Below are 23559 nucleotides of genomic sequence, written 5' to 3'. Positions count from 1 at the left end.
TTGCGGCAAAAGCTGAATTCGCATTTGTTATGGCCGCTCGCAAAACCTCAGGGAGCGATCGCGGTGGCCGAGCCGGGACTGGACGACGTATTTTGCGACGACATCACGGTCCCCGCAACGGATGGATACCCCCTTGCCGCGACGCTGTTTCTGCCCCGCGGGGCCAAGCGTCATGCGGTCCTGATCAATTCGGCGACCGCGGTCCCCCGCAAGCTCTACCGGGGCTTTGCCGGCTATCTCGCCAAGCGCGGCTGCGCGGTGTTGACCTACGACTATCGCGGCACCGGCGACAGCCGGCAGCAGGCGCTGACCGGCACCAACCAGCCGAAATCGCTGGTCGGCTTCAAGGCCTCGATGTCGGACTGGGCTTCTCACGATATCACCGCGGCCGTCGCCTGGATGCGCGCGCGCTACAAGGCGCTGCCGTTTGCCTATGTCGGACATTCGTTCGGCGGCCAGGCGCTCGGGCTGTTGCCGAACAATTCCGAGATTTCGCGCGCGCTGTTCGTTGCAGCCCAGGCCGGCTACTGGAAACTGATGACGGCGCCGGAGCGCTACCGCGTCTACGCCCTGTTGAATTTCGTCGGCCTCCCCCTCACCCGCACGCTCGGTTACATGCCGGGCAAGGCCGGCCTCGGCATGGACCTGCCGAAGGACGCATTCCTGCAATGGGTCGGCTGGGTGATGAGCCCGCGCTATCTGTTCGACGACGCCAGCCTCGAAGCCTTGCAGAATTTCCCAAACTACAAGGGCGCGTTGCGCGCGCTCTGCATGTCCGACGATCCCTGGGCGACGCGGCCCGCGGTCGAATTGCTGTGCTCGGGATTTACCTCGATCAAGCCTGACATCGTCACGGTGACGCCCGCCGATACCGGCGCCGCCAAGATCGGGCACATGGGATTTTTCAAGCCCGAACATCGCGATACGCTATGGCGCGGCGCAGCGGAATGGATCGAGGCCGGGTGTAGATGCACTGTTGTGGCGGAGTCGATATGCCGACAACCGCGCCGTCATTGCGAGCGTAGCGAAGCAATCCATAGCGCCACAAGTGGAGACGTGGATTGTTTCGCTGCGCTCGCAACGACGGTGGATATGGCTAGGTCCACTGTCCGCTACACACGCCTGAATGCAATCGCTCGGGCCAGCGATCGGGCTCGCGTGCGGACCGCGCCACCATCATTGCCGCTATGAACGATCCACTGGCCGTCGGGTGTTTGCCCGGTAATGATGCCGACGTGATGCGACCAAACCACCACCACGCCGATTCCAGGGCCGCCCGCATTCATGCCTTCGCTCGCCCAGGAGCGTGCAAGCGCCAGACGGCGATCCGGCTTGCCGAGATATTTGCTTAAGTAACTGCCGCACCAGCCGTGCGCCCGATGACCGTGATGCCGATGGTGAGGACGCGCATTCGCTTCGACGGAAAAGACGAACAGCAGAACAGAGGCGGCCGCGAGAGGCTTCAACATGGGGGTGCTCCACAAGCGCTGATGGCTGGAAGGACAAGCGCGCCGCCAACCGCGATTGGTCCGGGATGGTTCCGGCATGACTGCCATTCGTCCGCCGCAGATTGAGCGCCGCCGACGGCCTTGAACGCCGTTGAAACCAGTTCCTGCTTGCCGAATTAGCCCTTCCAGCAAGGTGAGAGGGCGTCCATGGAAGGCATTCGCGACGCGGCGCATCTGTGCATCGATATGCAGAACATTTTCGCCAGAGGCGGCGTGTGGGAAACGCCATGGATGGAGCGGGTATTGCCGGTCATCGCGGACATCTGCGCGCGCTACAAGGAGCGCACCATTTTCACGCGCTTTGTCACGCCGGAAAAACCCGAAAACCGGCGCGGTCAATGGCAGGCCTATTTCACGAGATGGCAGCGCGCGACGCGCAGCAATCTCGCACCCCGCGCGCTCGATATCGTGCCTGAGCTTGCGCGCTATTCGCCGCCGGCGCTCGTCGTCGACAAGCCCGCCTATTCGGCGTTCTTCGGCTCGCGGCTCGGTCATCTGCTGGTCGAGCGGCACGTCGGGACGGTGGTGGTGTCAGGCGCGGAAACCGACGTCTGCGTGCTGTCCACCGTGCTCGGCGCGGTCGATCTCGGTTTTCGCGTTGTGATCGTGCAAGACGCCCTGTGCAGCTCCTCGGACACCGGTCACGATGCGCTGATGACCATGTATCGCACCAGGTTTCACGAACAGATCGATCTCGTTAGCGCCGAGCAGCTGCTCGAGATGTGGCATCCGGATTAGCCGCGCCGACAGCGGTGAGGAACTGCCGCTGCATATCCGACGTTGACTTTATTGCAGTCATCGCACGAGAGGATCGATCCATGGCGGAGCCGGACATTCGCAAGGGAATGCCGCCCGTCAAATTGCCGCGCGGCGAATTCGAAAAGCGCTACCGCAGCCGCTTCGTCGATCCGGCCTTCCGGCCGCTGCAGCGCGAGCTCGACGCTATCGTCGCGGCCGCGTGGGACGCTTACAGCCATTCGCGAAAAGCCCCACATACGCGCAAGGCGGGGCCGGGCTTTGCCGATCCGGAATACGAAATCTCGGTGGACTGGCTGGCCGCCCACGAGGCGATTCTTGAAGCGCAGCGGCGCCACGACGATGTGGCAGCTCAGCCGCGCATCCTCGTCATTAACGGCTCGGCGCGCAGCGAGCATACCTGCCCCGGCGAGATGTCGAAGACGTGGCGGCTGGTCAAACTTGCCGAGCCGGTGTTCGTCGAGATGGGATTTGCGGTCGACATCCTCGACCTGTCGCGGCTGGCGTCGGAATTCGGCCGGCAGATTCATCCCTGCAAATCCTGCGTCGCGACCGCGATGCCGCTCTGTCACTGGCCGTGCAGTTGCTATCCGAACTATTCGCTCGGCCAGACCGACGACTGGATGAACGAGATCTATCCGCTGTGGGTCGCGGCCCACGGCATCCTGATCGTGGCGCCGGTGAACTGGTACCATGCCCCGACCGCGCTGAAGGCGATGATGGACCGGCTGGTCTGCGCCGATGGCGGCAATCCGGACCCGACGTCGACACACGGCAAGCACGCCGACCAGGCCAAGGCGCTCGAGCTGAAAGGTTGGCCCTATCCGCGCCATCTGGCCGGCCGGCATTTCGGGCTCGTCGTGCACGGCGACAGCGCGGGCACAGAGACGCTGCGCCGCTCGCTTGCGGACTGGCTGACTGACATGGCGCTGATCTCGGCGGGCCGCACCGCCGAAGCTGAGGGCTATGTCGGCTATATGGAGCCCTACGCCACCTCGCACCAGGCGCTGGATGAGGATCGGGAGTTTCACGAGGAGACGATCAACGCGGCCCGGGCGCTCGGCAATGCGGTGAAGCTCGCGCGTGCGGGCAAATTCGAGAATCCGGCGCAGGGTCTTGCCGATCCCAATCCGAAATAGCTGCGTAGGGTGGGCGAAGGCGCAACGCGCCGTGCCCACCATCTACCCTCCGATCGTTAATTGAATTGGTAGGCACGCTTCGCTTTGTCCACCCTGCTCTCCGCCGCCCTCACTTGCCGTAGCTATAAAACCCCTGCCCGGTCTTGCGGCCGAGATGGCCGGCGGCGACCATTTCCTTCAGTAGCGGCGCGGGGCGGTATTTCGGGTCGTTGAAGCCTTCGTAGAAGACCTCCATCACCGACAGCATGGTGTCCAGACCAATCATGTCGGCCAGCGCCAGCGGGCCGATCGGGTGGTTGCAGCCGAGCTTCATGCCGGCATCGAGGTCTTCCGCCGTGGCGATGCCTTCCTGAAGCGCAAAGATCGCCTCATTGATCATCGGGCAGAGGATGCGGTTAACCGCAAAGCCCGGGCTGTTCTTCGCCGTGATGGATACCTTGCCGATCCGCTTTGCAAAGGCTTCCGCCTCGGCATGCGTGTTGTCCGAAGTCTGCAAACCGCGGATCAATTCCAACAGCGCCATCAGCGGCACCGGATTGAAAAAGTGCAGGCCGATGAAACGGTCCGGCCGGTCGGTCGCGGCGGCGAGCTTGGTGATCGAGATCGAGGAGGTATTGGTCGCGAGTAGCGCCCGTGGCTGCAGCTTTGTGCAGAGATCTTTCAGGATCTTGACCTTTAAATCCTCGTTCTCGGTCGCCGCCTCGATCACGAGATCGCAGGTGGAGAATTTCGCAGTGTCCGTGGTCGTCGTGATCCGCGCCAGCGCAGCCTGCCGGTCGGCATCGGTCATCTTCTGCTTGTTGACCAGGCGTTCCAGGCTGTTCGACACGACGGACATGCCACGCGTCAGCGCGGCATCGGATATGTCGGTCATGACGACGGGGAGACCGGCCGCCGCACAAACCTGGGCGATGCCGTTGCCCATCGTGCCTGCGCCTACGATGCCGATTGTTTCGATCATGGGGATAACTCCGTTATTGAATGTTTGCCTGCACCGTTATCAGAGTGCCGTGGCCGCCGGTAGCCCGGAGAGAATTCCGGACAGCTAGCCCGCATGAGCGTTAGCGATATGCGGGGAGACGGACCGGATGTCGCTCCGCTCATTCGGCTAAGGATTGGGACGAGATTTGATGGGTATCGCTTTCGCTCCATCCATCCTACCGCCCTACTCCGCTGCCTGCCTCACATACCGCGCCGTCGGTGTCCGCATCGTCACCAGCTCTTCAGCGGCCGTCGGATGCAGCGCGATCGTGGCGTCGAAATCGGCTTTCGTCGCCTTCATCTTCACGGCAATGGCGACCGCCTGGACGATTTCGGCGGCGGTGTCGCCGACGATGTGGCAGCCGAGCACGCGATCCGTCGTGCCGTCGACCACGAGCTTCATCAGCACGCGGGTGTCGCGGCCGGACATCGTCGCCTTGATCGGACGGAAATCGGCCTTGTAGATGTCGACGTGGCTCACCTGCGCGCGCGCCTGCGCTTCGGTCAGGCCCACGGTGCCGACTTCGGGCTGCGAGAACACTGCAGTCGGGATGGTGGCGTGGTCGACCTCGACGGGACGCTTGCCGAACACGGTGTCGGCGAAGGCATGGCCCTCGCGGATCGCGACCGGCGTCAAATTGAGGCGGTGGGTGACGTCACCGATCGCATAGATGTTGTCGACCGAGGTTTTGGACCACTCATCGACCGCAATCCCGCCATTGGCCGGGTTGATGGCGACGCCGGCCTTTTCGAGGCCGAGATTGGCGACGTTCGGGTGCCGCCCGATCGCGAACATCACCTTATCAGACGCGATGCTCGAACCGTTCGATAAATGGGTCGTCAATTCGTTGCCGTGCCTGTCCACTTTATCGATGGTGCAGCCGGTGATGATCGTAATCCCCTGCTTCTCCATCTCGGCGCGTACGTGCTTGCGAACGTCCTCGTCGAAACCGCGCAAAATGTTGTCGCCGCGATAGATCACTGTCACATCGGAACCGAAGCCGGCGAAGATGCCGGCGAACTCCAGCGCGATATAGCCGCCGCCCTGGATCACGATGCGCTTCGGCAATTCGGTCAGATGAAACGCCTCGTTGGAGGAAATCACGTGCTCGATGCCGGGGATCTCGCGCCCGTGGTTGGGCGCGCCGCCGGTTGCGATCAGGATGTATTTCGCGGTGACCTTTTCGCCGGTCATCAGCCGCAGCGTGTGGGCGTCCTCCAGCATCGCGCGGGTCTTTGCGATGCGCGCGCCTGATTTCTCGACATTGGCGGCATAGATGCCTTCGAGACGCGCGATCTCCTTGTCCTTGTTGGCGACCAGCGTCGGCCAGTCGAAGGAGACTTCGGGAATGGTCCAGCCGAAACCTGCTGCGTCCTCGATCTCGTGGCGGACGTGCGAGCCGAGCACGAACAGCTTTTTTGGCACGCAGCCGCGGATCACGCAGGTGCCGCCCATCCGGTATTCTTCGGCGACCATGACCTTGGCGCCGTAGCCGGCGGCGATGCGGGCGGCGCGAACGCCACCCGACCCCCCGCCGATGACGAACAGATCGACGTCGAACTCAGCCATATTAACCCCGCCCGAAGTCAGATCGCTTCCTGTCGTTGCCTTGACGCGCTTTCTTCACGCAAACCGGATCAGATATCCTTGCCGCGCTTCTTCATCTCGGCGCGGAACTGGCCGTTGATGGTTTCGGCAAACGTCTGCGCCCACTGGTTCATGTAGGACATGCTGAACTGGATGGCGCGGGGCTCGCTCGAGAGCAATTTCTGGCCGAGCGGCGACTTGTAGAAGGTGACGAGGTCCTTCAGCTCCTGCTCGGTGAACTCGTTGGCGTAGACCTGTGCCATGCCCTCGCCGATTTCCTTCTCGCGGCCGGCGAGATTCTTGGCAACGATCACGGCGACTTCGTTGAGATCTTTCTGATAGTTCAGATTGCTCTGCATCAGCACGTTCTTGGTCTGCTCGACGAGATTGGGAACGGCGTTGGCATACATCGCGCTCGCGTTCTTCATCGCCAGGATTTCCTTGGCGGCGGCGATGGCAGCCGGCGAGCCGGGCTTGAGTGGCGCCGTCGCGGCGGGCGCATTTTTCTGCTGCGCGTCGGCCGGAACGGCGGTCAGGGCCAGCCCCACCGCAAGGCCGGCCGCCGACAAAATCCGTGAAAGGCTCTTCATTCCAATTCTCCTCGATTACCGGCGTTGCCGCCGCTCAACTACGCGAATTCCCTTCGCACCTGCCAGGAAGGCGGTGCTGGCCAGGCCAATGAACAACCCGTGTTCGACGACACCCGGGATCAGGCTCAAGAGGCCCGCCAGACGCGGTGCATCCGTGATGCGCCCGAGATGGGCATCGACAATCCAGTGGCCGCCATCGGTGACAAAAACGTGGCCGTCCTTGCCCTTGCGGAGCCTCATTTGCCCGGAAACGCCGCTTTGGGCAAATGCCGTGGCGATGGCCCGCTGGGTGGCGGCGAGCCCGAACGGAATTACCTCTACAGGTAGGGGGAAACGGCCGAGAACATCGACCCATTTGGTATCGTCGGCAATCACGATCATGCGATCGGAGGCCGCCGCCACGATCTTCTCCCGCAACAGCGCGCCGCCGCCGCCCTTGATCAGGTTCAGCGCGCCATCGATCTCGTCGGCGCCGTCGACGGTGAGATCGAGCCGATCGACTTCATCGAGCGTGGTCAGCGGAATATTGCACGCTTCGGCCTGGGCGCGGGTTGCTTCCGACGTCGGCACGCCCACCACGCGTAACCCGCCGGCAACTCTCTGGCCGAGCAGGTCGACGAAATGCTTGGCGGTCGAGCCGGTGCCCAGCCCGAGCTTCATGCCATCCTGAACATGCTCCAGCGCCTGTGCCGCCGCCTGCCGCTTTAATTGGTCCATATCCACGTGCCGAAAGCCTCTGAACTCCGCCGATCCGCGGCGCATGTCTAGCGTCGTTTTGCCGGCAGGAACAGCTTCGACAGGCTCCCGGAACGCCAATTTTGGAGCTAACCGGACCTCCCTCTCCTCCAGAGGCAGGCTTGAATCAGGACTTTACCTAGCCAGCGCCGAGGACGGCCGCGCGCAGGGCGGATGGGGTCATTCCATAGTGACGACGAAAATCGTGATTGAAGGTCGAAAGATCGCCGTAACTGGCCTCAAACGCCAGCGCACCGATGGTTCGATCGGCCAGGTTCGGATTGCTGAGGCTTTTTGCGCTCGAAGCAGCGACGAGCGTGCGCAAGGCCGGCGTGATTGTCGCTCCCAGCTAAAATATCGAAAACAACCCCATGCAAAGTAGCGGGGTGATCGCCTGCATGGATGCTTTGAGCGATCCCGCGAAAACATTTTGACACCTCGGGCAAATCAGCGGCACTGCAGCACGCGCGCGGCGACGGAAGCGGGCTCGAGCCCCACCTCGATTGACCGCAGCCTGCAGCGCATCAGCCTCGATATCGGCCAGCATCACTTTCATGCCGGACTGAGTAAACGCCCGGCCGAGCGCAAAGCCGATCCCTCCGGCTCCGCCGGTCACAAACGCCGTCGTGCCGGCGAATTCTCGCATGGCGGTTCCTCCCGGGATTTGTACTTCCCTACTTGCACGATGCTTTGCCTGCCGCTAGCGAATTCCCATGACCCTTCCCCGCACTGTTGTCTTCGACCTCGACGGTACGCTGGTCGACACCGCGCCCGACCTGATTGCCGCGCTCAATTTCGCGCTCGACCGCGCGGGCGTGCCGCCCGTGCCCCTGAAATCAGCGCGCAACATGATCGGCGCCGGCGCCCGCAAGTTGATCGAGCGCGGGCTCGAGCTGGAAGGCCGCGCGATGAGCGTGGAAGACGTCAACCGCCTCATGCGCGATTTCATCGACTATTACGCCGCCCACATTGCGGACGCCTCGCGGGCGTTCGAGGGGCTGGAAGCCGCCCTCGATGAGCTTGCGGCGCAGGGCTGCCGCTTTGCGGTGTGCACCAACAAGCTGGAATGGCTATCGAAGCGGCTGCTCGACCAATTGGGCCTGAGCGGACGGTTTTCCGCCATCTGCGGCGCCGACACGTTCGGCGTCTCCAAGCCCGATCCCATCATCCTGCAGCAGACGGTGGCGCGGGCGGGCGGCGATATGGCAGCGGCCATCATGGTCGGGGACGCCGGCCCCGACGTCGGCGTGGCGAGACGGGCCGGCATTCCCGTGATCGGCGTCGAGTTCGGCTACACCGATGTGCCGATCGCCGAACTGAAGCCCGACCGGCTGATCGGCCATATGCGCGAGTTGCCGGCGGCAGTTAAAAGCCTCAGCAAGGTTCCTTCCCGATCCTAACCATCTGATTTATCTGATGTATCTAAAACGCCAATATTCGGCGCTAACCATTTGGGAACCGTGGAGCGGATGCCACGACCTCGCTCGGGCCGGCCTGCGAACCCCCTGCTCAATCGACGTACCCGCACCCGATGCCGGCTTCTCCGTCACCTTCGCGAGCCCCAAGTTCCAGCCGGTCACGGTTCCGGTCCAGGTGATCCGCAATCCCGGCGATTTTGCCTCGCCGGCGACGACGACCATCATTGAGCCCAGCCCGGTCTTCGCGGAGCTCAAGCCGGCCGCGCCGCCGCCGAGGGTGCGCAAGCCGATGCGGCCGAAGCAGCCGAAGCCACCCAAGGCGGCCGCCGCGCCAGACCATGCCCCGGCGCAGCCCGCCGCGCGCTGATCCCGCTGCCCAGCTTCGGCAGGTTGCGGATTGTAGGCGGGCTGGAAGGTGCCTAGATTGTGCTAGCGACTTCGCGGGCAGCTCCGCGCCGAAACCAGCAAGGCAGGTTATGAGCGGTTCCTCATTGACTTCATCCGATCACCGGTTCCAGCCGATGGTCGATCCGTTCGGCCGGACCATCCGGTACCTGCGCGTGTCGGTGACCGATCGCTGCGACCTGCGCTGCTTCTACTGCATGTCCGAGGACATGACGTTCCTGCCGAAGAAGGACCTGCTGACGCTGGAAGAACTCGACCGGCTGTGCTCGGCCTTCATCGCCAAGGGCGTGCGCAAGATCCGCCTCACCGGCGGCGAGCCGCTGGTCCGGCGCAACGTGATGTCGCTGGTGCGCTCGCTGTCGCGGCATCTTTCGAGCGGCGCGCTTGATGAACTGACACTGACCACCAACGCTTCGCAACTGGAGCGCTTTGCCGGCGAATTGCGCGACTGCGGCGTCCGCCGCGTCAACGTCTCGCTCGACACGCTCGATGCGCAGAAGTTCCGCGCCATCACACGCTGGGGCGACCTGGACAAAGTGTTGGCCGGCATCGAGGCCGCGCGCAGCGCAGGCCTCGCAGTCAAGATCAACGCGGTGGCGCTGAAGAACATGAACGAGGACGAAATCCCCGCGCTGATGGAATGGGCGCACGGCAAGGGCATGGCGCTGACGCTGATCGAAGTCATGCCGATGGGTGACATCGGCGAAGGGCGCATCGACCAGTATGTGCCGCTGTCGCTGCTGCGCGCCCGCCTCGCCCAGCACTACACGCTGACCGACCTCGATGAAGATACCGGCGGCCCCGCCCGCTACGTCCGGGTCGGCGAAACCGGCGGCAAGCTCGGCTTCATCACGCCGATGACGCATAATTTCTGCGAATCCTGTAATCGGGTACGGATCACCTGTACCGGCACGCTGCACACTTGCCTCGGCCACGAGGATGCCTCCGATTTGCGCAAACCGTTGCGGGCGTCGGCCGACGACGACCTGCTGTCGGCCGCGATCGATCGCGCCATCGGGCTGAAGCCGAAGGGCCACGACTTCATCATCGACCGCCGGCATAACCGTCCGAGTGTTAGCCGCCATATGAGCGTTACCGGCGGTTGAAATTTTCGGTGCGCGGTTAAGGCCTTCCGCGCAATAAATTGACCCTGCGCGCCGATTTTCCATTCCCCAATTGACGCCGCCCCGCCCCACTGAAATGGTGCGCCTGCTTTCACGCCAGCACGGCCGGAACAGGCCGCTGCATCTTCAAGATGCAGTCAAGACGGCAGTAAGCGCGAGATTTGGGGGGACTATCGTTGCAATTGCTCCAGCGAATGAGCTGTGGATCCGCGCGCTTTTCGCGCCGGAACGAACCCGCGCGCCCGCCGAGCGGCGGCGGCTCTGCGTGCCTGGCTGGGGGCTGCGATGCAATATCAATGAAAAATCCGGCGCGTCGATGACGTGTCCGAGGAGAGCGTAATGCGCCCATTGTTAGCACTGAGTAATTCAATCGATTGGCTCAATGAGAAACTAGGCGGCGTCTGCAACTGGCTCGTGCTCGCAGCCTGCGTCGTGAGCGCCGCCAACGCCATGATCCGCTACGCGTTCGGCTACAGCTCCAACGCCTGGCTCGAATTGCAGTGGTACATGTTCGCCGTCTTCGTGATGTTCGGCGCCTCCTATACCTTCAAGAAGAACGAGCATGTTCGCGTCGAAATTCTCTATCTGACGCTGTCCGAGCGCGGCCAGCTCTGGCTCGACCTGATCGGCACGCTTTGCTTCCTGATCCCGTCCTGCCTGCTGCTCAGCTATCTGTCGTGGCCGTTCTTCATGCAGGCCTACGAAGTCGGCGAAACCTCGAGCAATGCCGGCGGCCTGATTCGTTGGCCGATCAAGGCTGTCGTTCCCGTGGGCTTCGTTTTTCTGGCGCTGCAAGGCGTCTCCGAGGTGATCAAGCGCATCGCTGCGCTGAAGGGTTACGTCGTGATCGATGCGAAATACGAGAGGCCTACCCAATGATCACGCTGGAGATGATGCCGCCGCTGATGTTCGGCGGCCTGATTCTGGCCATGCTGATCGGCTTTCCGGTGGCGTTCACGCTGGCCGCGCTCGGGCTGTCGTTCGGGTTCCTGTCGATCTATCTCGGCTTCTTCGACATGAACTTCCTGCAGGCCATTCCGGGCCGCATTTTCGGCAGTGTGCTTTCCAACGAATTGCTGCTCGCGATCCCCTTCTTCACCTTCATGGGTTCGGTCCTCGAGCGATGCGGGCTCGCCGAAGACATGCTGGATTCGATGGGCCAGTTGTTCGGCCCGATCCGCGGCGGCCTCGGCTATTCCGTCATCATCGTCGGCTTCATCCTCGGCGCGATTACCGGCACGGTGGCGGCGCAGGTCATCGCCATGGCGCTGATCTCGATGCCGGTGATGCTGCGCTACGGCTACAACGTACGCTACATCACCGGCGTGCTCGCCGCATCCGGCACCATCACCCAACTGGTGCCGCCCTCGCTGGTGCTGATCGTGATGGCCGACCAACTCGGCAAGTCGGTCGGCGACATGTATCTCGGCGCCTGGGGGCCGTCGCTGCTCCAGATCGCCCTGTTCGCCGGCTACACGTTCTTTCTCGGGCTCTTCCTGCCCCATCACGTGCCGGCCGTGCCCAAGGAAGCGCGGACGCTGACCGGTTGGCCGCTCTGGCGCAAATGCCTGATGGGCATCATCCCGTCGGCCGTGCTGATCTTCGTGGTGCTCGGCACCATGATGCTCGGCCTGGCGACCCCGACGGAAGCCGGCGCGATGGGCGCGATCGGCGCCATCGTGCTCGCCGCGATTCACCACAAGGAGCTGAGCAGCAAGGGGCACAAGATGCTGCTGATCGGCATCGCCGCCACCGGCGTCGGCGCCATTGTCGGCGTCCTGCTCGGCGAAGGAAAGCTGTTCAAGCTGACCTTCGCGGTGGTCTATCTCGCCGTCGTCTGGCTCTGCCTCGAAGCCGTCCGCATTCCGGACCTGCGCGACCTGATCAAGCAGGGCTACGAATCGACGATGCGCCTCTCCACCATGGTGGTGTTCATCCTGATCGGTTCGACCTGCTTCTCGGTGGTGTTCCTCGGCGTCTCCGGCGGCGTCTGGCTCGAGCACCATCTGACCACGCTTCCCGGCGGCGTCTGGGGCTTCCTGATCTTCATCAACCTCTTCATCTTCTTCCTGGCGTTCTTCCTCGACTTCTTCGAGATCGCCTTCATCATCCTGCCGATGGTGGCGCCGATCGCCCAGAAGGTGCTGGCGCCGGTCGTCGGCCCCGATGCCGCGCTGATCTGGTTCGGTGTCATGCTCTGCGTCAACATGCAGACGTCGTTCCTGCATCCGCCGTTCGGCTTCGCGCTGTTTTATCTACGCGGGGTTGCGCCCAAGGAAGTGAAGAGCTCCGACATCTATTGGGGCGCCCTGCCCTGGATCGGCCTGCAGGCGATCATGGTGGCGATCGTGATCGCCTTCCCCGTCACGGTAACGGCTCTGCTCGACAAGCCGCTCGACGTCGATCTCAGCAAGGTCAAGATCGTGGTGCCGGAAATCGAGCTCCCGCCGCCGCTGGATTTCGGCCCTCAAAAGCAATAGCGACCGCGGGCCCGGACAGGCCGGCGCCCGGGGGTGGATGACCCCGATCCACAGGGCTAATTCCCTTTCAATATCAACAAACTTCCAATTGACGGCTGCTTCGCCCGCTGGTTTGGTGCAACGGCTTCATGCTAGCGGGGCTGGATAGGCCGCAGTGCCCGACGGGTACCGTCAAGACTGCAGATGCGAATTGGGGAGGATTGCCGTTGCAAGCGCTCTTGAAATTGAGCCGTGGAATCGACGCGTTCACGCGGTGGACGGGTAAGCGCCTGGCGTGGCTGATTCTCGTCGCCGTGGTGATATCGGCCGTCAATGCCGTCATGCGCAAGACGTTCGACATTTCTTCCAATTCATGGCTGGAGCTTCAATGGGTGCTCTTCAGCATCGTCTTTCTGCTTTGCTCGCCGTGGACTTTGCTCGACAATGAACACATCCGGATCGACATCGTCAGTAATGCGCTGCCGAAGACCGCACGCAACGTGATCGATGTCGTTGGGCACGCGTTCTTTCTGATGCCGCTGTGCATCGTCATGATCATCACCGGCGGCCCGTTCTTTATGCGCTCGTTCGAGGTCAACGAGCAATCGGGCAACGCAGGCGGGCTTCCGCAATGGCCCGCCAAATCGCTGGTTATCATCGGATTCGTGTTCTTGCTGGTTCAGGGCATCTCCGAGCTGATCAAGCGCATTGCCGTGATGCGCGGCCTTATTCCGGATCCGCACGCATCACAGGTGAACCCGATCGAGGCCGAGGTCGAACACCTGGTCGAGGCGATCGAAAAACGCTGATCGCAGACGCGGTGGCAGAGGACAAGAGATGACAGCCTTTCTTATCGCCAACATGGCTCCGATCATGTTCACGGCGCTGGTGATCATGCTGCTGCTTGGCTATCCGGCGGCGTTTTCACTCGGCGCGGTCGGCCTGCTTTTCGCTATCGCCGGCATCCAACTCGGAGAGTTCCGGCCGGACTTCCTGCAAGCTCTCCCTGAGCGCGTTTACGGCGTGATGAACAACGACACGCTGCTCGCGATCCCGTTCTTTACATTCATGGGATTGGTGCTGGAGCGATCCGGCATGGCCGAGGACTTGCTCGATACCATCGGACAATTGTTCGGCACCATCCGCGGCGGTCTCGCCTATGCCGTCGTGTTCGTCGGCGCCCTGCTCGCTGCTACCACCGGCGTCGTTGCCGCTTCCGTGATCTCGATGGGCCTGATCTCGCTGCCGATCATGTTGCGCTATGGCTACGACCGCCGGATGGCGACGGGCATCATCGCGGCCTCAGGCACGTTGGCGCAAATCATTCCGCCTTCGCTGGTTCTGATCGTGATGGCCGACCAGCTCGGCAAGTCGGTCGGCGACATGTACGAAGGCGCCTTCATCCCGGGCATGGTGCTTGCGGGGCTGTATGCCGGATATGCCTTTCTCGTGACGATGATCTTCCCGAAGGCGGCTCCGGGGCTGCCGGCGGAGGCCATTGGCTTCCGGGAAAAGGACGGCAGCCGCGGACTATCGTCCCTCGGCGTGCTTTTTATCGCCAGTTGCGTGTTCGGCTGGTTGATGATGCGCAGTTCGGAGGCCCGCGGCGCCGACTACGTCGTGCTCAGCATGTTCTATGGCATCCTGTTCGCTTTCTTCGTGGCGGTCGTGAACTGGCTGACCCACAGATTCACCGGTTTCCGCTTCCTGTCGGCGATGGCGCAGCAAACGACATTTGTGATGGTGCCGCCGCTGTTCCTGATCTTCCTCGTGCTCGGTACGATTTTCATCGGCATCGCAACCCCTACCGAGGGCGGCGCCATGGGGGCGGCCGGTGCGATCATTCTCGGCGCCGCCAAGCGACGGCTAAGCTGGGACCTGATCCGGCAAGCCACGGAATCGACCGCGAAGCTTTCCGCCTTCGTCGTCTTCATCCTGATCGGTGCGCGGGTGTTCTCGCTGACCTTCTACGGCGTGAACGGCCATGTGTGGGTCGAGCATCTGCTGACTTCCCTCCCCGGCGGCCAGGTCGGCTTCCTCATTTTCGTCAACGCGCTTGTCTTCGTTCTCGCCTTCTTCCTCGACTTCTTCGAACTCGCCTTCATCATCATCCCGCTGCTCGGGCCGGTGGCGGAAAAACTCGGCATCGACCTGATCTGGTTCGGCGTGATTCTCGGCGTCAACATGCAGACGTCATTCATGCATCCACCGTTCGGGTTCGCATTGTTCTATTTGCGCTCGGTGGCGCCAAAGGAATCCTACCTCGATCGTGTGACAGGCAAGCGCATGGATGCTGTCACGACCGGCCAGATCTATTGGGGCGCCGTGCCGTTCGTCGTGATCCAGGTCATCATGGTGCTGTTGGTGATCGCGTTCCCGCAGATGGTGATGCACTACAAGGGTACGGCATCGACGGTCGATCCGAACACGATCAAGATCGAGGTACCGCAGATCGAGATGCCGCCGCTGGATTTCGGCGGACCGAAACAGTAGCGCGTCACCTTTTTTCGCAGAGAAGATCGGGATAGGGGGGAGCCTCTCGGCTCCTCCCCTCCCACACCACCGTACGTACGGGTCCGTATACGGCGGTTCGGTGGATTATGCATGTCGTAGTTCTGTGATGGAAGTCAGGCCGAGTGAACCGAAGAAAGCAATTGGCATTGCAGTGGTGAGCGCGGGGCTGCTTGCGAGCCGCCAAGGGCCACGCGGGCTTCCGGCGGTTCGCGCCGCCAGGTCCCGGCCGACGCCGCAGCGTCGCAGCTCGGCAAAGCGAGCAGGTCCACACTTCCATTGCTTCCAGGCGATGGCGCGCAACCGCCGCCTGATCCATTCCTCAAGCGCGCGCAACACCGACGGGGTTTGGCAGAAGCCGAAGTAACCCCGCCACCCGATGAGGTAGACCGACAGCTCCTTGACGATCTGCGCAAGGCTTCGTCCACGCGTGCGCCGCGTCAGCTCCCGAATTCTCGCCTTGAAGCGGGCGATGGCCTGCGGCGCAACGCGCCGTCGCGGCTTTCGTCCACTCGTGTAGCTGAAGCCCAGGAACTTGCGAACGCTCGGTTTGGCAACCGCACTCTTGGCTTTGTTGACCTTGAGCTTGAGGCGCTTCTCGATGAACCGCTCGATCCCGGCCAGCACCCGCTCGCCCGCCTTCTGACTGCGCACATAGATGTTGCAATCGTCGGCGTAGCGCACGAAGCGATGGCCGCGTTTCTCCAGTTCCTTGTCCAGCACATCCAGCATCAGGTTCGACAACAGCGGCGAGAGCGGCCCACCCTGCGGCGTGCCTTCCTCCGTCGGGCTGACAAGGCCTCCTTCCATCGCACCCGCGGTCAGAAAGCCGCGGATCAGCTTCAGGATGCGTTTGTCGGCAACCCGCTTGGCAACAAGCCCCATCAGGATATCGTGGTTGACCCGGTCGAAGAACTTCTCCAGGTCGATGTCCACGACGATGGCGTGTCCGGACGCAATATACGTCTGCGCCCGCTCTACCGCCTGATGCGCCGAGCGCTTCGGCCGGAAGCCGAAGCTCGTCTCGGAGAACGTTCCGTCCCAGTCGGCTTGCAGCACCTGCATCACCGCCTGCTGGATAAAGCGGTCGAGCACCGTCGGAATGCCGAGCAGCCGCATGCCACCCGACGGCTTCGGTATCTCGACGCGCCACACCGGCTGCGGCTTGTAGATGCCTTCAAGCAACTGGACCCGAACCGTAGGCCAGTGCTCCTTCAGGTAGGCCGACAAGTCATCGACATTCATACCGTCAATGCCTGCCGTACCTTTGTTGCGCTTCACTCGCGCCAACGCTTTCTTCAGGTTCTCACGCTCAACCACGTCTTCCATCGACGGTCCCGCAACCGCCGGGCGTTCGGGACAGGCTCTCGCCGGGCGCGCTTCGGGCTCTCGGGCGGCGGCGCTTCGGGCTTCACCCTCCGCTCCGGTGCCCAAGTTCAGCTCGACCTGGTTCTTCTGCCGCATGGCTCGCACGAGATCGCCGCTCTACTAACCGCTTCCACCGTTCAGGCCTTCGGCGGCGCGCTGCCGCCTACTACGCCCTCTGCTGACTTCTGCGCTGCGGTCAGGCCGCCTTGCGGCGGCCTCAGTCCCAAAGCTGGGACGCAGCGCAGACCTCCCGAGGTAAGACCGACCGCCTTCACCGCACGCCCGCCGGATCTACCACCCCGACCTTTGATGACCATGGACTTCGCGATTGGCTGCTCGCTCGTCCGGCCGGGCAGGCCTCGTTATCCGGTGTTTGTCCATCGGGCCGCGGCTTTGCTCCACGCTTTCTTCAGACCCCACCTCGCGGTGACGCCCTTGCGCTTCGCTAGTCCTTCGCCGTCATCAGGCTAGACAGAGGACTTCCACCTCCAAGCTGTCGTTCATACTCGGCACACAACTAAAAACCCCGAAGCTTTCGCTCCGGGGTTTTCGTTTGTCGATGCGTGAGCTTTTGCGAGGCGATCAGCCCTGCGGGTTGCGCGCCATGAAGCTGTCGTAACCGAGCTCCGCGACCTGGAACCACTGGTATCCATTGGCCGTGAACGCGTTCATCGACTCCAGCACCTTCTTGAAGTTCGGGTTGGTCGCCGACGTTTCGGCATACAATTCCTTTGTCGCCTTGAGGCTGGCCTGCATGATCGCCGGCGAAAAAGCATGGAGCTTGGTACCGCCAGCGAGCAATTTTTTCATCGCCGGCGGGTTGCCCTGATCGTATTTGGCCATCATCCAGCTATTGGCGGCCTGCCCCGCCTGCTCGATGACGCTTTGATAGTATTTCGGCAGCGCGTTCCATTTGTCGAGGTTGACGAGGCCGAGCAGCATTGGGCCGCCTTCCCACCAGCCGGGATAGTAATAATGCGGCGCGACCTTGTAGAAGCCGAGCTTCTCGTCGTCATAGGGCCCGACCCATTCTGCAGCGTCGATCGTGCCTTTTTCCAGCGCGGGATAGATGTCGCCACCGGCAAGCTGCTGCGGCACGACGCCCAATCTCTGCATCACGCGCCCGGCAAAGCCGCCGATGCGCATTTTGAGCCCCTTCAGATCGTCGACCGTGTTGATCTCCTTGCGGAACCAGCCGCCCATCTGGCAGCCGGTGTTGCCAGCCAAAAATGACGTGACGTTGTAGCTCTTGTAGAACTGGTTGAGCAGATCTCTGCCGCCGCCCAGCATGTACCAGGCCTGGTTGATGCGCTGGTTGGGTCCGAACGGCACCGCCGTGCCGAACGCAAATGTCGGATCCTTGCCGAAGTAATAGTACGAGGCCGTATGTCCCATCTCGACGGTGCCGTTCTGTACGGCATCAAGGACCTGCAGCCCCGGGACGATTTCGCCGCCGGCAAAAGCCTGGACTTGAAACTTGTTGTCGGTGGCTTCGGCAACGAGCTTGACCATGTGTTCGACGCCGCCCCACAGCGTGTCGAGTGATTTTGGCCAGCTCGCCGCCAAACGCCATTTGAGCTCAGGCATCGATTGCGCGATGGCGGGAGCCGCCAGCGTTGCAGCGCCGGCCGCGCCAATGCCGGTTACTTTAAGAAAATCTCTTCTTTTCATTGAATCCATCCCTGTTGGTTGCGTGTGTCAGCCTTCTTGGCGAGGCCTTCGCTGCCAGCATGGAACAACCGGTTCCCGATTTCCATCCCGACATTGGGGGTAAACCCCAAATTTAAGCCAGTTGGGTGCAGCCGGGCTCTCGGCGTCCCCTCGGCGAGCCTTGGTTATCTGCGCTAGTACCGCACATTGATTTTGACTGGTTGGGCCTGGTCAAGCCGGCCATCGCGGCGGATGGGGATTGCGGGGAGTTTCATCCGCACTTATAGCGCAGACCGTGAACCAGTTCGACCGCAGGCGCGCGCCATCGATCGGCGCTTAATGGATGGGATCGGATAATGGCCTAGACGAGGTATCGGTCGTTGTCAGCTGATCAGCCGCCATCAGCAGCAGCAATCCGGGAGCCGCTGTGAGATCAAGCGTCAGCATGCTGGCGATGTTCCATGGGTTGAGAAGGTTAACGAGAGCCCAGAAGCCGTCGAGATGAAGAACAACGAGGTGACTGGACACGATGAGCAGGCCAGCCGCCCACAGCCAAACCGTCCCCATGAACCGCAACGCCATTACCAGGATGGACATGCACCGCCCCCATTTCCGTCGCCTGATCAGGTTCTAGGGACAAAAGATGAGGGTCCGTGGAAGAAAACCGTCCGCAATTTCCCCTTCACGTTCAGCATTGCTTAAGGTTGCGACGTCGCTGCCGGATACGGTCTGGCTGACGCCTTGCACCCCGGCACATCCATCAATGAAGTGCTCGCCGCGTCGAAATTCGGCGGCGACGATCGTCTACGCCGCCTCGGCGCATCTTCACGGACAATCTAATCCAGAGTATCCGGCACGCGCGGGGCGACTGGTCGCGCCATTATCCATTGGCGACCGGGTCTTTCCGGTGCCGGCGTGAACTCTGCCGAGTGACCACTGCGTATGACGTCCGCTGTTTCGTTGACCTGCCAAAGCACGCAACTTCATTCAAGCCGATGAAAAGCGTCGCAGCGATCTCACCGCCTTCGAGCCGCGGCCGTGCCGTCATCACCACCATGATGGCGGACGCAGACTGCGAGGTGTGCGCCAAAGCTGACCGATGGCTTGATGCCGGCCCGCGCTGCGCATTGGCCTCGATCAGTTGCGTCGTCGTCTGCTTGCGTGAAGCGTGGCCTCCTCGATCCCACGGCCGTAGTCATCCGGAATAGATGATTGCTTGGATTTGATTTACGTGACGCTCATTGGTTTGGCTGATCCACCATCAGTTGTGGGCGCCCTCCATAGGGGCCGATGGTCGGCATTCCGTTACACTATCGCTGAACTTTGCGCTCTCTGGAGGGTGTGTGGCCGGCTTCGGCAATGCGAAGCGAGCTCATTGTGAATCATGAACGAAATACTGATTTCGCTTTTCCTTATCGTCAGCCTGCTGATTAACCTGTCATCACTGGACGATGTTCTCATCGATCTGCTCTCCTTCGGGATCGTGCATTTTCCCCTTCGGCGCGCCGTTGTCGAGCCGGTTCCACTCCCAAAAATTGCGATCTTCGTCGCCAACTGGCGCGAGGAGGATGTCATCGGCAGGATGGTGGAAGGCAACCTCGCCCGGATCGGTATCCCGCAGGTCTCCATCTTCCTCGGAGTCTATCCGAACGACACGGGCACGCGATGCGTCGCTGAAGCCCTTGCCGCGGCCCATCCAGATCGCGTGCGGGTCATCGTGAACAGCTTGCCCGGCCCCACATCCAAAGGGCAGATGCTCAACGAGATGTTCGTCCAGAGCTTCGCGGAGAGGCAGGCGCCGGACCTGGTGGTCCTGCACGACAGCGAGGATGTCATCGATCCACGCAGCTTCGAGATCTATGCGAAATATGCCGGCGAATACGATTTCATCCAGGTTCCCGTCTTCTCGCTCAGCCGCCGCAGGGGGGCCTATGTTGCCTCGACCTATATGGAGGAGTTCGCCGAGCGCCACACGCGCGAACTAATCGTGCGCAATGCGCTCGGGGCGGCCATTCCTTCCGCCGGGGTCGGCACCTGCCTGACGCAGGCGCTCGTCAGGCACTTTCTGAACACCCGTGGGCAGGTCCTGATGTCCGGGACGGTGACCGAGGATTACATTCTCGGCGTCGAGGCCAAGCGCGCGGGCTTCAAGTCGATATTCGCCGCGCTGTCCGCGCAGGCCGAAGACGGGGCCGATTATGTAGCGACCCGCGAGTTCTTCCCCCAGCACCTGGCGGCCTCCATCAAGCAGAAGACCCGCTGGGTCTATGGCATCGCCTTCGAAGCGATGCACAAGCTCGGTTGGCAAGGTCAGCCCTGGGACATCTATTTCTTCCTGCGCGATCGAAAGGGAATGATTACGAACTTCCTGGGCCCTGGATCCATCGTCCTGATGATCATGGCGCTCGCGGGCCTGATCGATCCCGAGATCCTGCCGCGCGAGATGTACCAGCTTTTCCAGTGGTCTCTTTCGCTCAATCTCCTCGCGGTGGTGTTCCGCTATGTCGCGCGGCTGACCGCCAGCTACCGCGTCTACGGCAGGCTCGACTGGCTCGGCGTCGCGATACGATGGCCCGTATCTTTATACATCAACATGGTCGCCACGTTCCGCGCCTGGAAAATCTATCTGGGCGAATCGCAGTTCGCCACCTCCCCCATCGTGTGGTCGAAAACAACTCACGACGTTCCCGACGATTTCCTGGCCGCCACACGCTGATCTCCCGGTTAACTGGAATAGATATGCGGATTCTCATCACCTTTGGCACTCGGCCAGAGATCATCAAGCTCGGTCCTGTCTATCGCGCCCTGCGTGAGGGCGGCGCGCACGTGGATGTCTTCTGGTCAGGGCAGCATATCGATCTGGCGGACGGGCTGCTGGATCTGTTCAAAATCGACCTTACCCATGGCGGCAATGGTGTCATGCGGGAGCCGAGTCTCGCCGGCAAGTTCGCGCTGATCACCCAGCGGATGCAATCCCTGCTTGGGTCAGGACAGTATGATTGCGCCGTGGTGCAAGGCGACACGATGACCGCTGCAGCCGGCGCCCTGGCGGCCTTTCTGAACCATGTCCCCGTTGCGCATGTCGAGGCCGGGCTGCGGACCGGAACGCTTCAATCGCCCTGGCCGGAGGAGTTCAACCGGCGGCTCATTGCGATCGCCTCCACATTGCATTTCGCGCCGACCGAGCGGTCGCGCGATAACCTGCTTCGCGAGGGTGTGCAGAGCGATCGCATCAGCGTGGTCGGCAATACCGCGGTCGACGCGCTGCTATATGCACGCTCCAGGCTTGCCGGAGGTTATGTTCCGATCGACCGGGAGATCGCAAACCTCCCGCGCGACAGGAAGCTCGTATTGGCGACCTTGCACCGGCGCGAGAATATCGGGGCGCCCCTGGACGACATCCTCAAGGCCCTGCGCGAGCTTGCAAGTGATGGCGACAAGCTGATCCTCGTCCCCGTTCACCCCAACCCGGACATCCGGGCACAGGTCATGCGGGCGCTCGGCGAGCGGTCGAATATTCGCCTGCTGAAGCCTCTCCAATATACCGACTTCGTCTACCTGCTCAGCCGGTCATGGACCGTCGTGACCGATTCGGGCGGCATCCAGGAAGAAGCGCCGACATTCGGTCTCCAGATCCTCATCACGCGCGAGAGCACTGAGCGGCCAGAGGTCGTCGAGGCCGGTTTTGGAATGCTGGTGGGGTCGAACCGCGATGCAATCGTCGCCGGGGTGAGGCGTCTGACCAGCTCCGATGCGCCGCAGCTTCTGCCTGCCCAAAATCCATTCGGGGACGGCGAAGCGTCGCACCGTATAGCGAAGCGGATTTTCAGCCTCAGACCGATGCAGCAAGCCGCGGAGTAAAAGATGGCAGTTTTGGCAGAATATGCGGCGAGCGCGCCACTCAACGTCAGCCAGGTGCGCTGGAGGCGGCTGAGGAACCTCGTCGTCATCGCCATCGGCCTCGCCGTCACCGGCGCGCTCGCCATCCATCTGATCTCCGGTGGGGTTGTGCTGCTGAAGGCCTCCGGGATGGTCACACGCGAGCATATCGCCATCGGGGTGCCCTACCAGGAGACGCGGGTCAGGCAGGTTTTCGTTCACCCCGGAGACAGAGTGGAGGCCGGGCAGAAGATCGCCGTCGTCGAATCGACATCCATTTCTCGCACGCTTGCCGAGCTCGCCGTGGAAAAGTCCCGGCTGGACACCAGGATCGCGGCGATCGAGGCAAGGCAAGTCGCGATCGGCATGTTGCTGCCGGCGGCCGAGGCCAACGTCAGGCAGACGCAGGACTATCTCGACAAGCTCTCCAGCGCGAGCAGGAACGGTCTTGTGGTGGACAAGCTCTTGACCGACATGACCAGGGCGGCCTTTGCCGCCGCCGAGAAGCAGCAGTCTTTGAAAGCGGAGCGAGTCTCGCTTGCGGGCGAGCTGGCCGCCTACCACAATGCCCTCAAGCAAGTGTCGGACACGTACGATTCCTTGCAGCAGGCCTATGCCGGCGGTGCCCTGTATGCGCCGGTCGCCGGATATGTGGGCAGCAAGGTCATGAGCGCTGGAGCCGTGCTCGGCCCAGGCGGCAATAACATCGCCACCATCTACACCGGCCCGAGCTTCATCCTCGCCTATCTCCCCGACAGCTATCTGTTCGATCTCAAGGTCGGGCACCGCGTCTATGTACGCTCCTACGCCCAGTCCATCATTGGAGTCGTCGAGGACCTGCTGCCGATGACTGATGCCATGCCGCCTGAATTCCAGATACCGGGTGATGTGCGCCAAAGGGGACAGGTCTTCAAGATATCGATCCCAGAGGGGGCCTCCCTTCCTCTCGATCAGAAAGTAAGAATCTCCACCTGCTATTTCAACGGGTGCGATTCGGGCGCCGGAATACTTCAGGAAGTCATGCACCGCATCATGAACTACGTCGAACGAATCGAAGGATATGCGCGCTAGTGTGAAGGGAGCTGGCCTCGCCAGCTCCCTCGCAGTCGCTGGCGGCGTTCTCGTCCTTTGGGTGTATTTCCAAAAAGCGGAAAACTATCTCACGCTCGATCCCGAACAATGGCGCCCGCAGATTGCCCAGTGGAGGCGCATCTATGGTTGTCGGCGCAATCCGGTTTCCGTGCAGAACACATCTGGTACTTGTCCATTGTCACGACCACGATGCAGGCGCTGCTGAGTCTCCGGTTGCTGCGCCGCGAGCTCCGGAAACGGCTGGTTTTCCACCAAGAGGCCAGGCCAGGATGAGATCGGGTTGGGCCGTGACGACGGGCCATTTCTTCTTCTCCTACCCCGGACGCAACGCAGCACGAGTGCTGCGAGCCGGCACC

The 23559-nt window shown here is 62.1% G+C and carries 20 protein-coding genes and 2 pseudogenes; 13 read left to right on the top strand and 9 right to left on the bottom strand.

Annotated features, from left to right (window positions below; all coding sequences use genetic code 11):
• Positions 1-63: 63 nt before the first annotated feature.
• The 3 genes and pseudogenes from V1288_RS24965 to V1288_RS24955 all read left to right on the top strand — a co-directional run.
• Positions 64-957: pseudogene (locus V1288_RS24965) on the top strand (alpha/beta hydrolase family protein); the annotation flags it as partial.
• Between the two features lie 698 nt (positions 958-1655).
• Positions 1656-2246: a cysteine hydrolase family protein gene (locus V1288_RS24960; protein ID WP_334359562.1), complete on the top strand. Its 591-nt coding sequence runs from the start codon at positions 1656-1658 to the stop codon at positions 2244-2246.
• A gap of 80 nt (positions 2247-2326) precedes the next feature.
• Positions 2327-3403: a flavodoxin family protein gene (locus V1288_RS24955; RefSeq protein WP_334359561.1), complete on the top strand. Its 1077-nt coding sequence runs from the start codon at positions 2327-2329 to the stop codon at positions 3401-3403.
• Positions 3404-3512: 109 nt separating this feature from the next.
• On the opposite strand, the gene V1288_RS24950 is transcribed toward V1288_RS24955, so the two are convergent.
• The 6 genes from V1288_RS24950 to V1288_RS24925 form a co-directional block, all read right to left on the bottom strand.
• Positions 3513-4364: a 3-hydroxybutyryl-CoA dehydrogenase gene (locus V1288_RS24950; protein WP_334359560.1), complete on the bottom strand. Its 852-nt coding sequence runs from the start codon at positions 4362-4364 to the stop codon at positions 3513-3515.
• A gap of 204 nt (positions 4365-4568) precedes the next feature.
• On the bottom strand, positions 4569-5954 hold the full coding sequence (gene gor / locus V1288_RS24945; protein ID WP_334359559.1) for a glutathione-disulfide reductase: 1386 nt from the start codon (positions 5952-5954) through the stop codon (positions 4569-4571).
• A gap of 68 nt (positions 5955-6022) precedes the next feature.
• Entirely contained in the window at positions 6023-6562 is a 540-nt protein-coding gene (locus V1288_RS24940; protein WP_334359558.1) for a DUF2059 domain-containing protein, read from the bottom strand.
• Between the two features lie 15 nt (positions 6563-6577).
• On the bottom strand, positions 6578-7285 hold the full coding sequence (gene rpiA, locus V1288_RS24935; protein WP_334359557.1) for a ribose-5-phosphate isomerase RpiA: 708 nt from the start codon (positions 7283-7285) through the stop codon (positions 6578-6580).
• Positions 7286-7436: 151 nt separating this feature from the next.
• Positions 7437-7634 (bottom strand): helix-turn-helix domain-containing protein, encoded by a 198-nt coding sequence (locus V1288_RS24930; RefSeq protein WP_334361397.1) that lies wholly within the window; start codon positions 7632-7634, stop codon positions 7437-7439.
• A gap of 12 nt (positions 7635-7646) precedes the next feature.
• Complete coding sequence (locus tag V1288_RS24925; protein WP_334359556.1) at positions 7647-7943, bottom strand: SDR family NAD(P)-dependent oxidoreductase; 297 nt, start codon at positions 7941-7943, stop codon at positions 7647-7649.
• Between the two features lie 67 nt (positions 7944-8010).
• On the opposite strand from V1288_RS24925, the gene V1288_RS24920 reads away from it, so the two are divergent.
• The 7 genes and pseudogenes from V1288_RS24920 (at position 8011) to V1288_RS24890 (ending at position 15196) form a co-directional block, all read left to right on the top strand.
• Positions 8011-8697 (top strand): HAD family hydrolase, encoded by a 687-nt coding sequence (locus V1288_RS24920; protein ID WP_334359555.1) that lies wholly within the window; start codon positions 8011-8013, stop codon positions 8695-8697.
• Positions 8698-8759: 62 nt separating this feature from the next.
• Positions 8760-9082 (top strand): annotated as a pseudogene (locus V1288_RS24915) (hypothetical protein); the annotation flags it as partial.
• Between the two features lie 109 nt (positions 9083-9191).
• A complete protein-coding gene (gene moaA, locus V1288_RS24910) occupies positions 9192-10226 on the top strand; it encodes a GTP 3',8-cyclase MoaA (protein WP_334359554.1) in 1035 nt (344 codons plus the stop codon).
• 357 nt (positions 10227-10583) lie between these two features.
• Complete coding sequence (locus V1288_RS24905; protein WP_334359553.1) at positions 10584-11123, top strand: TRAP transporter small permease subunit; 540 nt, start codon at positions 10584-10586, stop codon at positions 11121-11123.
• The gene (locus V1288_RS24900) at positions 11120-12724 is read left to right on the top strand and encodes a TRAP transporter large permease (RefSeq protein ID WP_334359552.1); all 1605 of its coding nucleotides are present in this window, start codon (positions 11120-11122) and stop codon (positions 12722-12724) included. The genes V1288_RS24905 and V1288_RS24900 overlap by 4 nt, the downstream gene beginning before the upstream one ends.
• Positions 12725-12930: 206 nt before the next feature.
• Entirely contained in the window at positions 12931-13512 is a 582-nt protein-coding gene (locus V1288_RS24895; RefSeq protein ID WP_334359551.1) for a TRAP transporter small permease subunit, read from the top strand.
• 28 nt (positions 13513-13540) lie between these two features.
• Positions 13541-15196, top strand: coding sequence for a TRAP transporter large permease (locus V1288_RS24890; protein WP_334359550.1), 1656 nt, complete (start codon positions 13541-13543; stop codon positions 15194-15196).
• Between the two features lie 105 nt (positions 15197-15301).
• On the opposite strand, the gene ltrA is transcribed toward V1288_RS24890, so the two are convergent.
• From ltrA to V1288_RS24875, 3 genes are all read right to left on the bottom strand, one after another.
• A complete protein-coding gene (ltrA, locus tag V1288_RS24885) occupies positions 15302-16678 on the bottom strand; it encodes a group II intron reverse transcriptase/maturase (RefSeq protein WP_334355225.1) in 1377 nt (458 codons plus the stop codon).
• 486 nt (positions 16679-17164) lie between these two features.
• Entirely contained in the window at positions 17165-18253 is a 1089-nt protein-coding gene (locus V1288_RS24880; protein ID WP_334359549.1) for a TRAP transporter substrate-binding protein, read from the bottom strand.
• A gap of 315 nt (positions 18254-18568) precedes the next feature.
• Positions 18569-18829, bottom strand: a complete 261-nt coding sequence (locus V1288_RS24875) for a hypothetical protein (RefSeq protein WP_334359548.1) — start codon at positions 18827-18829, stop codon at positions 18569-18571.
• A 787-nt stretch (positions 18830-19616) separates the two neighbouring features.
• Here V1288_RS24875 and V1288_RS24870 point away from each other — a divergent pair.
• Genes V1288_RS24870 through V1288_RS24860 form a run of 3 tightly spaced genes read left to right on the top strand, consistent with a single transcriptional unit; the run spans position 19617 to position 23182 of the window.
• Positions 19617-20948 (top strand): glycosyl transferase family protein, encoded by a 1332-nt coding sequence (locus tag V1288_RS24870; RefSeq protein WP_334359547.1) that lies wholly within the window; start codon positions 19617-19619, stop codon positions 20946-20948.
• Between the two features lie 23 nt (positions 20949-20971).
• Positions 20972-22093: a non-hydrolyzing UDP-N-acetylglucosamine 2-epimerase gene (gene wecB / locus V1288_RS24865; RefSeq protein WP_334359546.1), complete on the top strand. Its 1122-nt coding sequence runs from the start codon at positions 20972-20974 to the stop codon at positions 22091-22093.
• A 12-nt stretch (positions 22094-22105) separates the two neighbouring features.
• A complete protein-coding gene (locus V1288_RS24860; protein WP_334359545.1) occupies positions 22106-23182 on the top strand; it encodes an HlyD family secretion protein in 1077 nt (358 codons plus the stop codon).
• The last annotated feature ends 377 nt before the right edge of the window (positions 23183-23559 follow it).

This window comes from Bradyrhizobium sp. AZCC 2176, assembly GCF_036924645.1.
Taxonomy (GTDB): domain Bacteria; phylum Pseudomonadota; class Alphaproteobacteria; order Rhizobiales; family Xanthobacteraceae; genus Bradyrhizobium.
The sequence above is the reverse complement of the archived record's forward strand: the minus strand, read 5'-3'. Positions and strand labels throughout refer to the sequence as shown.

Coding starts and splice junctions, on each gene's coding strand:
- V1288_RS24900 (WP_334359552.1), top strand. CDS start 11,120: ATGATCACGCTGGAGATGATGCCGCCGCTGATGTTCGGCGGCCTGATT.
- V1288_RS24955 (WP_334359561.1), top strand. CDS start 2,327: ATGGCGGAGCCGGACATTCGCAAGGGAATGCCGCCCGTCAAATTGCCG.
- wecB (WP_334359546.1), top strand. CDS start 20,972: ATGCGGATTCTCATCACCTTTGGCACTCGGCCAGAGATCATCAAGCTC.
- V1288_RS24920 (WP_334359555.1), top strand. CDS start 8,011: ATGACCCTTCCCCGCACTGTTGTCTTCGACCTCGACGGTACGCTGGTC.
- ltrA (WP_334355225.1), bottom strand. CDS start 16,678: ATGCGGCAGAAGAACCAGGTCGAGCTGAACTTGGGCACCGGAGCGGAG.
- V1288_RS24925 (WP_334359556.1), bottom strand. CDS start 7,943: ATGCGAGAATTCGCCGGCACGACGGCGTTTGTGACCGGCGGAGCCGGA.
- V1288_RS24905 (WP_334359553.1), top strand. CDS start 10,584: ATGCGCCCATTGTTAGCACTGAGTAATTCAATCGATTGGCTCAATGAG.
- V1288_RS24875 (WP_334359548.1), bottom strand. CDS start 18,829: ATGTCCATCCTGGTAATGGCGTTGCGGTTCATGGGGACGGTTTGGCTG.
- moaA (WP_334359554.1), top strand. CDS start 9,192: ATGAGCGGTTCCTCATTGACTTCATCCGATCACCGGTTCCAGCCGATG.
- V1288_RS24890 (WP_334359550.1), top strand. CDS start 13,541: ATGACAGCCTTTCTTATCGCCAACATGGCTCCGATCATGTTCACGGCG.
- V1288_RS24880 (WP_334359549.1), bottom strand. CDS start 18,253: ATGAAAAGAAGAGATTTTCTTAAAGTAACCGGCATTGGCGCGGCCGGC.
- gor (WP_334359559.1), bottom strand. CDS start 5,954: ATGGCTGAGTTCGACGTCGATCTGTTCGTCATCGGCGGGGGGTCGGGT.
- V1288_RS24870 (WP_334359547.1), top strand. CDS start 19,617: ATGAACGAAATACTGATTTCGCTTTTCCTTATCGTCAGCCTGCTGATT.
- V1288_RS24950 (WP_334359560.1), bottom strand. CDS start 4,364: ATGATCGAAACAATCGGCATCGTAGGCGCAGGCACGATGGGCAACGGC.
- V1288_RS24960 (WP_334359562.1), top strand. CDS start 1,656: ATGGAAGGCATTCGCGACGCGGCGCATCTGTGCATCGATATGCAGAAC.
- V1288_RS24940 (WP_334359558.1), bottom strand. CDS start 6,562: ATGAAGAGCCTTTCACGGATTTTGTCGGCGGCCGGCCTTGCGGTGGGG.